At 32.5% G+C, this 15,538-nt stretch carries 11 protein-coding genes; all 11 read left to right on the top strand.

Translation table 11 applies throughout. The features are described from left to right. The first annotated feature begins 49 nt into the window (after positions 1-49). The 11 genes from BK011_06445 (at position 50) to BK011_06395 (ending at position 15,487) form a co-directional block, all read left to right on the top strand. Entirely contained in the window at positions 50-787 is a 738-nt protein-coding gene (locus BK011_06445; protein AUD65343.1) for a hypothetical protein, read from the top strand. After that, positions 784-1,467, top strand: coding sequence for a hypothetical protein (locus BK011_06440; protein ID AUD65342.1), 684 nt, complete (start codon positions 784-786; stop codon positions 1,465-1,467). Before BK011_06445 ends, BK011_06440 begins: the two co-directional genes overlap by 4 nt. Next, positions 1,464-2,195, top strand: a complete 732-nt coding sequence (locus tag BK011_06435) for a hypothetical protein (GenBank protein ID AUD65341.1) — start codon at positions 1,464-1,466, stop codon at positions 2,193-2,195. The genes BK011_06440 and BK011_06435 overlap by 4 nt, the downstream gene beginning before the upstream one ends. Before the next feature lie 69 nt (positions 2,196-2,264). Then, positions 2,265-3,569 carry a hypothetical protein gene (locus tag BK011_06430; GenBank protein ID AUD65340.1) on the top strand — a complete coding sequence of 435 codons (1,305 nt, stop codon included), beginning with the start codon at positions 2,265-2,267 and terminating at the stop codon, positions 3,567-3,569. Positions 3,570-3,698: 129 nt separating this feature from the next. Further along, a complete protein-coding gene (locus BK011_06425; protein ID AUD65339.1) occupies positions 3,699-6,203 on the top strand; it encodes a hypothetical protein in 2,505 nt (834 codons plus the stop codon). After that, positions 6,190-6,600, top strand: a complete 411-nt coding sequence (locus BK011_06420; protein ID AUD65338.1) for a hypothetical protein — start codon at positions 6,190-6,192, stop codon at positions 6,598-6,600. The genes BK011_06425 and BK011_06420 overlap by 14 nt, the downstream gene beginning before the upstream one ends. Next, complete coding sequence (locus BK011_06415; GenBank protein ID AUD65337.1) at positions 6,591-7,322, top strand: hypothetical protein; 732 nt, start codon at positions 6,591-6,593, stop codon at positions 7,320-7,322. The genes BK011_06420 and BK011_06415 overlap by 10 nt, the downstream gene beginning before the upstream one ends. Next, positions 7,323-8,345, top strand: coding sequence for a hypothetical protein (locus tag BK011_06410; GenBank protein AUD65336.1), 1,023 nt, complete (start codon positions 7,323-7,325; stop codon positions 8,343-8,345). 86 nt (positions 8,346-8,431) lie between these two features. Next, entirely contained in the window at positions 8,432-11,491 is a 3,060-nt protein-coding gene (locus tag BK011_06405) for a hypothetical protein (protein AUD65335.1), read from the top strand. Then, positions 11,488-14,013: a hypothetical protein gene (locus BK011_06400; GenBank protein AUD65334.1), complete on the top strand. Its 2,526-nt coding sequence runs from the start codon at positions 11,488-11,490 to the stop codon at positions 14,011-14,013. Before BK011_06405 ends, BK011_06400 begins: the two co-directional genes overlap by 4 nt. A gap of 13 nt (positions 14,014-14,026) precedes the next feature. Next, positions 14,027-15,487, top strand: coding sequence for a hypothetical protein (locus BK011_06395; protein AUD65333.1), 1,461 nt, complete (start codon positions 14,027-14,029; stop codon positions 15,485-15,487). Positions 15,488-15,538 lie beyond the last annotated feature (51 nt).

Genomic DNA, 15,538 nt, shown 5'->3' with positions numbered 1-15,538 from the left:
TTTTTTATCATTTGATTTTGTGCTATAATATTATAGGTAGAGGTGTGAGATGAAAATAAAATTAAACACAAATAACTATTGTGAAGTTAGATGGTATGATCATCAAAAAAGAGATTTAATATTGATACTACCTGGTGGAGGATATGAGTATACTTCAGACCGAGAATCATGGGTGGTTGCTGATACTTTTAAAACAGAAGGTTATCATCAAGCAGTTTATCATTATCGAGAAGAAAAACTGATTTATCCAGAAATACATATAGAAGCCCATAAAGTTTTAGAAATACTTAAAAATAACCCATTGGTTGATAAGATTTATGTCGTTGGATTTAGCGCTGGTGGACATTTTGCAGTCATGTTATCAACTTTATATTACGAATATATAAATAAACTAATTATATGTTACCCGGTGATAACAGCTAACCCTAGATATTCGCACAAAGGATCGTTTGATCATCTACTTGGGCATCACATAAACACAGATTTATTAGAAGAAGTTTCTTTAGAAAAACATATTCACCCACTTTTTCCGCCAACGTTCATCATGCATACAGTTACTGATGAAAGCGTACCTGTAGAAAATAGTTTGATTTTTATTGAAGCTTTAAAGGCTAATAAAGTCTATCAAGAAGCACATTTATACCCGACTGGTAGACATGGTTTATCTATTGCAACTAAAGAAGTAGCATTTTTAGATATGGGACAAGAAAATTTCATAGATGCTTATGGATATATTCATGATTGGGTTAGATTAGCTAAGCTATTTTTAAAAAGAGGTGTAAAATGATTCATGTACTAACAAGTAGAGGGATTTTAAGAGAATCTTTTATGGTTGATGCCTTAAAAGAGATTATTAAAAAAGAACACAAAGTTTGTGTAGTTGCTTTGTCTTTTTTCCAAAAACATATATATACGATTGAAGCTTACGATGCTTATTATAAAAAAGGTGGAGAGTACTATCAAAAAATGATTGATAGTTTTGAGCCTTATGGCATTCCAGAAAAACATATTTCATTTGTATACTATTATGACATGTCAAAAGAAGAGGCAAAGAAAAAAATCGATCAAGCTGATATTATTTATTTTCCAGGTGGAGCACCAGATCTCATGATGGAAAGAATCAAAGAGTTTGAACTTAAAGAACATTTAGAAAACCAAAAGAAAATTTTTATAGGTTCTTCTGCAGGTGCAATGATTCAGTTTAGCAATTATCATATCTCACCTGACTTAGATTATGATAAGTTTTCATTACATGAAGGCTTAGATCTAATCGACAATTTTATTATAGAAGTTCATTATAGAAGAAGAAAAAAACAAAAAAGTGCATTAAGAAAAATGTATCGATCAACGCATAAACCTATTTTTGCAATACCTGATGATGGAGCGATTATCTATGATCATAAACAATTGAAATTATTAGGTTCAGCTAAGCAATTATACAATCATAGAGGAGTTATTAGAAAATGAAGAAATTTATCATTTGGTATTTAATTATTAGTATACTGATTGCAGTAGCAATCTATTTTATGACTTTAACATTATCTTACAATCAAAGGGTTTATGATGTGTTTTATGAATTAGCAGAAGAGTCAGTTGAGATTGAAGATTTTGACCGCTTTGTTTCAATGCAGTCGATTGCTTATAATCAGTTATCAAGACAGGAAACAGATGACTATATAGTTGATGTGTATTTAACTATTGCTCAAGCAGAAACTGAGTATAGAAATCAATTTGCTTTGTTTGTTCTTCCAAAAACAGATGTAACATATGCTACATCGGTTGAAGATGAAAATGATCAAACAGGATTAAGAGTTATCAACAATGAAACATCAGAGACTGTTTATGAAACATATACTGAAAGCTCTTATGAAGGTGCTGCGGTATCTTACGGGTTAGACCTTATGGGATTTTATTTTTATGCATTTGATATTACAGAAGATCTAGATTTAGAGATTGAACTTTATGACTATGACGGTGTCTTAATCATTGAGTTTGATCAATTGGTTCAATATGAAACATATCCTGATTTAAGCGATGATTTTAATCAAGGTATTAGTGATGAGGATTTAGAAATTTTGATTGATCAAGATACTTATGTCTATCCAAAACTCATACAAAATATGACAATATTCATTGTCGCTGATATTTTATTGGGCTCTATCATTTATTTTATTATCAAGTATAAGAAGCGATGAGCTTCTTTTCTTTTTTGTGATTGATTTTTGTAAAATATCATATATAATGAGTTAGAAGGAAGGTGTATGATGAGACATATTAGAACAAGTAATCGTGATAACGAACGATTAGATGAAATTATTGTTGATGAGATATTTCCACTAGAAAAAGCAACCATATCGGTTGATCCAAACCAAAAAATGCAAGAAATCATTGGTTTTGGTGGTGCGTTTACTGAAGCTAGTGCATATAATTTGTTAAGGGTAAATAAAGAAGAACGTCAAAAAGCAATCAATGCTTACTTTGATCCGGTAGATGGACTTGGATATTCGATTGGTAGAGTATCAATACATGGATGTGATTTTAGTTTAAATAGTTACTTATATATAGATGACTATGATGATACACTTGAATCATTTTCAATTAAAAGAGATCAGCCTATCATTGATTTAATCAAAGAAGCATCTGAAGTTAGAGGTCAAAACATAAAAATTCTAGCTTCTCCGTGGACTCCACCATTTTGGATGAAAGATAACAACTCACCAATCAAAGGGGGGAAACTCTTACCTAAGTACGATGACATTTGGGCGAAATATTTTGTTAAGTTTATTCGGGCATACGAAAAAGCAGGTATAGATGTTTTTTCTGTAACTGTTCAAAATGAACCTATGGCAGTTCAACGATGGGATTCATGTATCTATGAAGCAGAAGATGAAGCTAGATTTGTAAAAGTTTTAGGTAAGACTTTTGAAAAAGAAAAACTAGATCAAAAAATATACATTTGGGATCATAATCGTGATTTAATGCTTGAAAGAACTAAAAAAGTTCTATCAGACCCAGAAGCTTATAAATATGTCTACGGGACAGCATTTCACTGGTACGATAATGAATTATTTGATGAAGTCAAAAAAACACACGATGCTTTCCCAGATAAACACTTATTATTTACCGAAGGGTGTCAAGAAAACGGACCGCATCCAAGTGATTATGCAGTTGGAGAAAGATATGGTAGAAACATCATTCATGATTTAAGAAATTATAACGAAGGATATATTGATTGGAATTTGTTTTTAGATGATACTGGTGGCCCTAATCATGTGAACAATTTATGTTCATCACCGATTATAGTCAATATTTTCCAAGAAAACATATTGAAAAATCCTAGTTATTTTTATATTGGTCATTTTTCTAAATATATCAAACCAGGAGCAGTTCAACTGGCTTCAACAGTAAATCAAGGATTATTTACTGTGGCTTTTGAAAATCCAAATGGAAGTAAGATTGTAGTGATACAAAACGAAAAAGATAAAGATTTTACAGTTGATATCCAAGGATTCGATCAAAAGATTAAATTTTTAAGCAAAGCGCATAGTATATCAACAATAATTATTTAATTTCTAAATTAAGAGGTCGAAGAGCCTCTTTTTTTGTAAGCGTTTCACTTTTTTCATTAAAAGACTTTACTTTTTCTATTTTTCTAATATAATGGAATTGGGAAACCGATTTCTTGAGGTGATAATAACATGATAAAAAAGCAGTTTAAAAATTACGAAAACTTAGGCTACTACTTTCCACTATTCAACTTAAAGGGGTTTAGATCTGCAATTACCCCGTTTTTTGCTGGAGATGTAAAAACAGATTTACATCATTATGCAATAGAACCAGCCTCTGAACTTGAGTTATATGAACATACACAATCTAGAAATGTTATCTTTTTTGTTGATCAAGAAATGTTTTTCTTAAATGGTCAAACACATCTACAACAACAAGATGATATTATCTATGAAACCGATATGCTTTATCAAAAAGTAACTAGAATTAATTCAAAACATACCATAGAAGCAACTTCTTTTGTTCCTCTTGATGAAATGGCTGAATGTCATAAAATCGTATTTACAAACACAACACAAAAGAGTCAAACATTAAAAATACTTACGGCTACTCCGATTTACGGTAGAAGTGCTGATAATGTAAGAGATCATCGCCATGTTACATCTTTGTTAAACAGAATTGATGCTAAACAAGGTGCGATCATTGTCAATCCTACTTTATCTTTCGATGAAAGAGGACACCAATCCAATGATACCATTTATACTTTTTTAGCACATAGTCAAGATATGAAAATCAAAGGGTATATTCCTACTGTAGATGATTATCTATCTGGCGGATCTTTTCATTTTCCAAATGGATTAAATAACCTTACCGCAGAAAACGCTCATATCGATGGATATGAAGCGATGGGATCAGTATGTTTTGATGAAATAGAAGTAAAACCAAATGATCGTATAACTTTCTATATGGCGATTGCAATTACACATGAAGCGTTAGACTTAGATGCATTCAAAACGTCATATCTTAATGAAAAAGGATTTAATGATGCCTTAGACAAGACAAATCAATTTTTTACAAATTATGTTGAAGAGTTATCGTTTTATATTGACTCGAAAGAAACATCAAATCAATTGAGATGGGTAGCTTTACAACCACTTCTCAGAAGATATTATGGTAACTCTTTTCTTCCTCTTCATGACTATGGAAAAGGTGGACGTGGATGGAGAGATTTATGGCAAGATTTATTAGCACTTATCATGACGAATGATCAAAGTGTTTTTGATTTGTTATATAGTAATTTTGCAGGTATAAGAATTGATGGATCAAACGCAACCATTATAGGTGATCAACCAGGAGAGTTTAAAGCAGATCGAAATTCAATTACACGTGTATGGTCTGATCATGGTGTTTGGCCAATGATTACTACGAAATTATATATCGATGAATCTGGAGATATAGATTTCTTACTTAGAAAACAAACATATTTCCAAGATCGTTTTACGCATTACACTAAAAAATCCATAACACCTCATAAGGACAATCTATTAAGAGATAAGAATCATAATATTTATGAAGGTACTATTTTAGAACATCTTCTAGTCGAAAACCTTGTTGGGTATCACAACGTTGGTAAAAATGGATATACTAAGTTAGAAGATGCCGATTGGAATGATGGTTTAGATATGGCTACTCGATTAGGCGAAACGATTGCTTTTACGCACATGTATGCTGAAAATCTTAATATTTTAGCCTATTTAATCAAAAACCTTAAAGTTGATCAAGTAGAGTTATTTGAAGAGCTTGAAATGTTATTAACTGCACATGCAGATCTATCTCGTTATTTTAATCAAGTTCAACATTTTAGTGGACATAAATTTATGATTAATAAAAACGATTTAGTCCACATCTTAGAAAAGCTTTCTGCAGATAAAAAAGCGTTTTTAAATGAAAAAGCTTTTGAAAATGACACATTTCAAAGTTATTATGACAATCAAGGGAAACTTTTGGATGATGAAAAGACTTTAAGCTTAACCGGTCAAGCGATGGCGTTATTAGCAAAAACACCTTCAAAAGAACATGCGGTTAAAATTGCTCAAAAGACAAAAGAAAAATTGTTTAATCCTGAAATAGGTGGTTACCATTTAAACTCAGACCATAAAAAGGTATTACATGACATGGGTAGAGCTTTTGGGTTTGCATATAATCATAAAGAAAACGGTGCTATTTTCTCACATATGGTCATGATGTATGCGTATGGTTTATATAATTATGATTTAGCTATCGAGGGTAGAGAAGCAGCATTTAAGGTTTTACAGCAATCTCAAAAAACAGAATCACATGTTTGGGCTGGTATTCCTGAATACTTTACAGAAAAGGGTATAGGAAAGTATACATACTTAACGGGTTCTGCTAGTTGGGTACTTTTGCTACTTAGAAATCAAACATTTGGCATACATTTTGATTTAGGAAAATTAAAACTTAAACCCAAACTCACCAAAGCTGATTTTATAGACAAAAAAGCAGCGATTACAACTTATATTTTTAATCGTAAACTTACTGTTACTTATTACAATCCAAAAGATTTAGAGTATGGGTCATATCAAATATCTAAAATTATTTCTAACGGAAAACAAATTGAACAACCTATAGAGCATATAGAAAATCACATTGAGGTATATTTAGATGAAATTATTTGAAACATATCTTGCTGAAGGCATTGGATACGAAAAATTATTCAGTTTCAAATCGTGGCGCATTGCAAGATTAAATTACATCGAAGAATTAGATATTGAACATTTGAATTTCATCGAATGTCATTTAGAAACAGATGAGGTTTTTGTCTTATTAAACGGTGAATGTCATATGTTTTTAACGACTGATATCAATCAAAAAAACTTTGAGTATTTTGCGATGGAACCATTTAAAGTTTATCGTATTCCTAAAGGTGTTTATCATGCGCATGCTTTATCCAAAGACGCACAACTACTGATTATAGAAGAAGAAGATACGTGTGATGGAAACTCACATCGCATTTATTTAAACGAGGAAGAAATGAACACCATAAAAAAATTGGCTTTAGGAGCATCAAAATGACATACAAACTTTTATGGCAAGATCAGTTCGATAAAGATGGTTACCTAAATTCAGATATATGGACCATTGAAACAGGTGGAAATGGATTTGGGAATAACGAGGCACAATTTTATACGAACCAAGAAAAAAATATATATGTGAAAGATCAAATGTTACATATAGTTGCTCATAAAGAAGATTATGAACACAGACATTATACTTCAGGGAAGCTTTCAACATATCAGAAAAAACATATCAAGTATGGTCGTATTGAAGTTGAGGCTAAACTACCTAAAGGCAGTGGCACTTGGCCTGCAATATGGTTATTAGGTGAAAACAAAAAAGAAGTGGGTTGGCCAATGTGTGGAGAGATTGATTTAATTGAGCATATTGGAAGAAGACCTGGGCAATTTCATTTTTCATTACATACACAAACCTTTAATCATAAGAAGAATAATCATTTAACTTATGTTTATGACGATTTATCGTTACTTGATGATTTTCAAACATATAGTATGGAGTGGGATGAGGGTCAAATATCATTTTATATCAATCAAAAATTGATGGCAACATTCAAAAAAAGTAAACATGCAACTCAAGAAGACTGGCCGTATGATCAACCATTTCATTTAATCATCAATTTGGCCATTGGTGGTCACTGGGGTGGTGCGATTGACGAAAGTATCTTTCCGGTTGAATTTAAAATAAAATCAGTTAAAGTCTATGAAAGAAGTGAATCATAAGTGACAAAAAAACGAACAATATACAATATTGCTAAAGAGTTGAATTTAGCTCCTGGTACAATTTCAAAAGTTATTAACCAAACAGGAAATGTTTCTGCGAAAACTCGTGAACGAGTGCTTGCGTACATTAAAGAAGTTGGATATGTTCCAAACAATTCTGCGCGTATGCTAAAATCAAAAAGAACTTATACTGTTGGTATTGTTTTTACTGAAGAATCTGATGTTGGATTAGAACACTCGTTTTTTTCGAGCATCTTGCAACACTTCAAGACATATGTTGAACTTCAAGGATATGAGCTTAGTTTTATTGTTAAAAAACTTGGACAACATGAACTATCTTATTTAGAGTGGTGCATGAATAAAAGAGTAGATGGCGTTTATATTGTTGTGGGCAATTATAATGATAAAGGTCTGTATGATTTAATCAATAGTCCAATACCTGCCGTTTCTACAGATATGTTGGTTCCTGGATTGCATACCGTTGTCAGTGATAATGAACTTGGTATGAAACTCATATTCGATTTTATAAACAATGAACTGGATGCTAAAAAATTAGCATTTATATCAGGACCTAAAACATCAAAGGCGTTTAATGAACGTGTAGATGCTTATCAAAAGTTAGTACAAACATATCAAATGGAAAATGTTGCAGATATTACTTACGCAGAGAGTTTTGGTTTTACAAGCGGATATAATGCAGCACAAGAACTTATTAAGAGCACAAAAAATAGACCAGAATGTATATTAGTAGCAAGTGATGACATTGCTTTAGGGGTATTAAAAGGACTAAAAGATTTAGGCATAAATATACCTGAAGATATAAGTGTTATTGGATTTGACGATATTGCATTTGCAAAGCATTTTACACCTTCACTAACAACCATCAGACAAGATCGTAAAGAACTTGGTGAAAGAGCTGCAAAGCTTTTACTCGAACTCATCGAAAACCCTGATGAAGAGATTGAAGAAGTTGTCAAACTTCCAGTAGAACTCATCGTCAGAGAATCAACTAGAAAAAAATAATTTAAATTTATTGAAAACGGTTTCCTATTATGTTATGATATTTATATATAGGTGAAAGAAACCGATTTCCTAAAAGGAGGAAAAGTATGGAGAAATATCATTTTCAACAACTGAATTATCAAAAACAAAAACCATTCTCTAGCTTCTTAAGTGGGATTTCCGGCTTAAAGGGTATTCCTTTATGGGCTTTTTATGTCAATAGAGGCCAATTGATTGCATCATTTGGAGTAAAAAATAAAAATGGACAAATTATGGAGTTCTTCCCAGCACATGCTGCATATCATTATGTATCAAAGATTGGATTTAGAACGTTCATTAAAATAAAGAACGAAACAATAGAATGTTTTAAAGAGGAAGATGAACAACAAACATTGGATGTTTATCAAGATAAAGTATCAATTTCTCAACACATTGAAAAATTTAATGTAACGATTAGAGTGACATATTTCACATTACCTAATGAAAGACTTGCATCGTTAAATCGAAAAGTAGAAATCATCAATCACAACAAAGAAAGTCTTGATATTGAGATTGTTGATGGATTAGCTCAAATTTTGCCTACAGGTATTGATTATGGTGGCTATAAATCTATTTCTAATCTATTACAAAGTTGGGTTGAGTCCAAAAATACAGACGATTATGTCTTTTACACACTTAGAGGTTCAACTGGTGATGAAGCTGAAGTATCTGAAATTGCTGAAGGACATTTTATTCACACCATATCTGATATAAGTCCAACATATATTTATGATTATAAAGCCGTATTTAATGAGGATACTACATTAAATACACCGTACCATTTAATTGATGGGACTTTAAAAGATCAGAGCCAAACGCATGTGAATCAAATACCTTGTGCATTTGCTTATCAATCTTTTAAAGGTATCAAATCTAATCAAAGCAAAACATTTGTTTCAATGTTTGGATATGTTGAGCATGAAACAAAATTATCTGAGTTTATTAAAAAGACAAACATGTCATATATTCTTGATAAAGAAGTTGAAAACCAAAAATTACATGAAGATATCACAAATGTTGTAGAGACGAAGACAAATTATCCAATCTATGATGCATACATCAAGCAAAGCTATTTAGATAATGTTCTAAGAGGTGGATACCCGTTACAACTTAAAGTAAAAGATGGTTTTGCATCATATTATGTGTATTCAAGAAAACATGGTGATTTAGAAAGAGATTATAACTTCTTCAATTTAGAACCAGCTTATTATTCACAAGGAAATGGAAATTTTAGAGATGTTTTACAAAATAGAAGAAATGATCTTATCTTTTTCCCAGAAATAAAAGCATTCAATATCAAAATGTTTGCGTCATTTATTCAAGATGATGGATATAACCCACTGTCTATAGAAGGTGTTACATTTGATTATTTAGGAGATGTAGAAAAATATCCAAAATCAGTAAAGACATTGTTAAAAAAACCTTTTACACCTGGTGTATTAGCAATGACACTAGAAGATGAAAGTCTTGATCATTTATTCAATGAAATTCTAGAACAATCAAAAGTTAATTATCAGGCATCATTTGGTGAAGGGTATTGGGAAGATCATTTTACTTACTTATTAGATTTGATTGAGAACTTTGAAACAGTTTACCCAGATCAAATGCATGAATTGCTATTTAAAGAACACGTTGGTTTTTATCAATCCAATGCTTATGTCGTACCAAGAGATGAAAAATATGTTTTAACTAAAGATAACAAAGTGAGACAATTTGGTGCATTAAAACATATAGATCCAGTTGAGACATGGTTAAAAAAAGATGGTCAAGAACTGAAAATACCTATTGTTGGTAAATTGATGACCTTAGTCTTAAATAAATTTGCACATTTAGATCCATATGGTATTGGATTGTCGTATGAAGGTAATAAACCAGGATGGAATGATGCTTGTAATGGATTACCAGGATTATTTGGTTCAGGTGTATCAGAAATGTTTGAACTCAAAAAATTAGCAAAATTTGTTTATGAGCATTTATTTAGTACGGAGCATCAATCATTTACTTTACTCGAAGATACTGCACAAATGCTTATGGGTTTAAATGATATGGAAGTCAAAGATGATCTTACAAACTGGAAAGAGCGCATGAGCATCTTAGAAAATTACAGATTTAAGCGATTAAACCGTAGTACAAAAACTGTTGAAGTCAAACAAGAATTAGCTTTATCGATGTTAAAGAAAATTTTAACACAACTGGAAGAATCTACTGAAAAAGCAAAACAAGTTGATGAAGTGATTCCAACATACCTTACTTTTGAAGCAGAAGCGTATGAGCAAATCTTAGATGACCATAAAAATCCAATCATTGGACATTATGGCCTACCTCTTGTTAGAGTAAGTAAGTTTAAGATGAGGCCATTACCAGCATTCCTAGAAGGACCGGCAAGGTACATCAAAAATTCAGCAAGTAAAGAAGAAGCATTTGAGATTTACCAAAAAGTTAAAAAAACTGGTTTATATGATCAAAAACATAAGTTTTATCAAACAAGTGTTTCATTAGAAAATGAATCATTTGAAATTGGTAGACTTAAAGCATTTACACCAGGGTGGTTAGAAAGAGAATCTAATTTCTTGCACATGACTTATAAATACTTACTAGGATTATTAAAAGCAGGGCTTTATGAAACATTCTATGAAGAAATTAAGTCAAATTACACATGTTTCATGGATCCTAAGATTTATGGTCGTTCACCATTAGAAGTATCATCATTTATCGCGACTTCATCAAATCCAGATCCTAAAAAACATGGTCAAGGATTTGTAGCAAGACTTTCAGGTTCAACAGCAGAGATGCTATCCATGTATCAGTTTATGTTCCATGGTAAACATATATTCGAACTTAAAGATGAAAAACTTATTTACAGGCCAAAACCTAAATTAGAAAAATCGTTCTTTAAGGACCAAAAAGTAGAGACAACACTTTTTGGAAGTATTAAAGTCATTTATGAAAATCCAAAAGGTTTAAATACATTTGATGAAGATGCTTATATCGAAAAAATAGTTGTCAAGAAAGATGATGAGACAAAGACCTTTAATCAAGGCTTTGTGGATGGAATTTGGGCAAAAGACATAAGAGAAAAAAATGTCTTTGAAATAATTGTCTATTATAATAAGGAGGAAAATAGATGAAAAAGAAAATGTTTGTCGTCATGATGATGCTAGTTGCTGTATTCACCCTAATTGCATGTGGTGAAGATGATCCAATTGAAACACCACTTTCAGCAATTACATTTAGTGGCGCAGAAAACGTAACTCTTGAATTTGAAGAGGTTTTCAATGTACTTGAGGGAGTTACTGCTACAGGTAATAACGATGTAGATTATACGGATTTAATCACGTTTACTTCAACATCGGATATTACAGATGAGGGTGTATTAAATACGCTTGTGACTGGAAATCACGTCGTTAAGTATGAAGTTGAAGTTGAAGGTATTTTAGCTCAAAAATTCAGAACAATTACTGTAAAAGAGCCTGCTCCAGTTGAAGGACAAATGTTACTTAACCCTGACTTTTCACAAGGTACAGCTGGTTGGGACGGTGGTGCTGTTTATATCGCAGATGGCGCAGAAATGACACTATCGACAGAAGAATTCGATGGCAACCCAGCTTTAAAAGCAGAAGTTGTTGCTGGTACAAACTCGTACACTCCAAGATTCGGTCAAATGAATGTACCTTTTGAACAAGGTGTAACTTATGAAGTTTCTTTTAGAGCTAAATCAAGTGTGGAAAAAATGATCAACTTACAAGTTGGTGAATTATTAGCTGGTCCTCCATACTTTACAGACTTTAAAGAAGGATTAACTGTTCATAAAACAATTACTACAGAATGGGCAACTTACTCATATAAGTTTACTATGACTCTTGATAACCCACGTGGTGGTTTATTATTTGAGTTAGGTGCGATTGGTGGTATTGGTGTAGATGCAACATTATGGTTTGATGATATTACTATTGAAGAAGCAACACCAGATCCAGATGAAACTGCACCAACATTTACTGGTTTAGTAGAAAATAGATCAGTACTTGTAGGTAATGCATTTGATCCAATGACTGGTGTAACTGCATTTGATATCGTTGATGGTGATGTTACAGAAGATATCGTTGTTGAAATCAAAAATGCTTTAGGTGATGTTGTAACTACAGTTGATACATCAGTTGAAGGCACGTTCACAATTACTTATACAATAGCTGATGCTGCTGGTAATGAAGCTGAATTTGTTGTAACATTAGAAGTAGTTGGTATGCAATTTGAAGAAACTAATCTTTTAGTCAATGGTGATTTTGATGCTGCACTTGGTGATCCTTCTGAATGGGAAATATTTGATGAAGGAAATGCGTTTGTAACTGATTCAGGTATTGATACAACTGCGGGAACTTTCTCAATTACAACTGCAGGAACTCCAGGTAATCCTTGGGATATTAAGTTAATGCAAAGTAATATTACTTTAGTTGAAGGTGACACTTATAGAGTTGTATTAGTTATGAAAGCTTCTGCAGCTAGAACAGTAAATGTTGCATTAGGTATTCCTCTAACAGCTGAACCATGGTGGATTGAGTATGCAAGATTTAATGCTGTTGAGTTAACAACTGAATTTGCAACTTATGAGTTCTTATTTACATCAACAAAAGAAACATCAAGTGATATTCAAATTGTTGTTGAAATTGGAAATACTGGTGGGTACGTAGATGGTACTGTAGAATTTGATAGCATAGCTGTAAATAAGGCAATTTTAGATGATTTATTAGTAAATTCATCATTTGCTGATGGTTGGACATTATGGTATCAAAACTGGGGCGATATGCCAAATGTAACTTATGATCGTACTGGTGGTACATTCAATATCACAACTGATAAAGCTGGTGAAGCAAATTGGGCTATCCAGTTTAACCAAAACTTAAATTTAGCACCAAGTACAACTTATGTATTCTCAGTTGACGCAATGGCATCAGTAGCTCGTGATATCAACATTAAGATATTCCGTGCTGATTATGTGAATTATCTTGAACAATTAGGTCAAATGTTAACAACTGACATGGTTACTTATACATTTGAGTTTACTACACCTGCTGAAGGTCAAATGGAAAACCTAGTATTAAGTTTTGAAATGGGATTAACAGCTAACTTTGCTGCTGGTACAGTTTCATTAGATAATGTTACTTTAAAAGAAAAAGATAACGCTGAAGCTCCAGAGCTAATCGTAAATGGTGATGCAACTACAGTTCCTTACTTTATGTATGATAATGCAGGTGGTGGCGAAGGCTCTATGGTTCTAAGTGAAGATGGTAACGCTGTTGTTACTGTAACAGCTATGGGTGCAGCATACCAACCACATGTTTATCAAATGTTAGATGGATTAAAAGCTGGTAACTATGTACTTAAAGTAGTTGTTACTTCATCAGTTGCTAGAGACCTAAGAGTGAACATGGTTGTTCCAGCTTGGGGATTTAGTTCAATATTAGTTGATGGTAAAGAAGATTTCGCAGTTGAAGCTGACGTACAAAAAGTTGTATATGTTGAGTTCACTGTAGAAAATGATATTACAGACGAAGTGAAATTTGAGTTTGATTTTGGTAATTTAGGAGATCCTCTTGTTTCTGAATTAGGTACATTTACTATTGAAGAAATATTACTTTATCAAAACTTTAATTAAGGAGGTGTAAATAATGAAAAAATTATTTACATTATTAATTGTTCTTGTTTTAGGATTTGTCCTTTACGCTTGTGGTGAAGATGATCCTATAGATCCAAATGGACCTACACAAACAATCGCATTATCTTATGCTGATTGGGGAGATGCAGATTTTAACCAACGATTAATTGATGCATTTGAAGAAGAATATCCACACATCGATGTTACATTAAGAACTGATATCGAAGGTAGTGGTGAAGCGTTTACTGGTAACTTAGTTACAGCTGCTCAAGCTGGATTATTACCTGACGTGTTTGCAACTGATAACGTGCCTACTGTTATTAATGCAGGTTTAACATTAGATGTTGCCGAGTATTGGGATGCAGATCCAGATACAGATTTAGTTTATGACAATATTGCATTAACAGGTGTTTATAATGGGAAGCGTTATGCTGTACCATCATTCCAATTCTTAAAAGGTATCATGATTAATTTAGATATTTTTGAAGATGCAAACTTAACAACTGTTGAAGGTAAATACCGTATTGATAACGATGGATATCCTGTAAAAGATTGGACTTTTGAAGAATTTGTTGAAATTGCAAAAGCTATTAAAAATTTTGAACTTAATGGTGATACATTAGCAAATCCAGCAGATACTGTTGTTGGGTTAGATACTTGGTATGGATCTCCGGATTTCCAACAAGTATGGCCAATGATGGAAGATGAAAATGTACAATATGATACATGGGATGGCACACAATTTAACTACACATCAGATGATTGGATTTATGCAATGGAAGAGAAAGTTAAGTTACATCAATTAACTAATGGTACTACAACTCGTTTTACCCAAGAAGTTTTAGATGCTAATGAGATTCTCCAAAATTACTTAATTCAAACTGGTGTTGGTGCAATGGATATCGAAGGTTCATGGCAATTTTGGGTGATCAAAGATGTTGCGGAAAATGTTGGAGACCAAATTGGTTTCTGGCCATATCCAAGTGGTGATGCTGGTTTATTCCCACCAACAATTCTAGATTATCAAGCTGTTTCATCTCAAACTGATCATCCAGAAGAAGCTTATTTACTAGCTAAATGGATGACATTTGGTCAAGATGGATGGAACGCTCGCCTAGATTTATTAGAAGAAGATCGTGCTGAAGCACTTGCAAATGGTGAAGAACCAGTACATTTAGACAGATTCCCTGTTGCTGATTATCCAGGTGTTTGGGATAGAGTTTATGATTTAGTCGATGGTATTGAAGGTATTGATTATATCTTTAATCGTATTGAGTATGCTAAACCTGACTTAGATAAATGGTTACCAGGCTATAAAGATTTCTGGGCATGGGTTAATGATCCAGAAAACCCATACAATTGGGAAAACTTAGTGACTGCTGGTCCTGAATCAGTAAGAACTTATGCAGTTCAATGGGAAAATAAAGCGAATGAGATTGTCCAAGGACAACTTGAAACTTTAGGTTCTGATTAATAAAATTTAAAAAGTTGATAGAGGGGATACCAGTCCCCTCTTGATACTATA

Source organism: Tenericutes bacterium MZ-XQ (assembly GCA_002838205.1).
Lineage (GTDB): Bacteria > Bacillota_I > Bacilli_A > Acholeplasmatales > Acholeplasmataceae > Mariniplasma.
The sequence above is the reverse complement of the archived record's forward strand: the minus strand, read 5'-3'. Positions and strand labels throughout refer to the sequence as shown.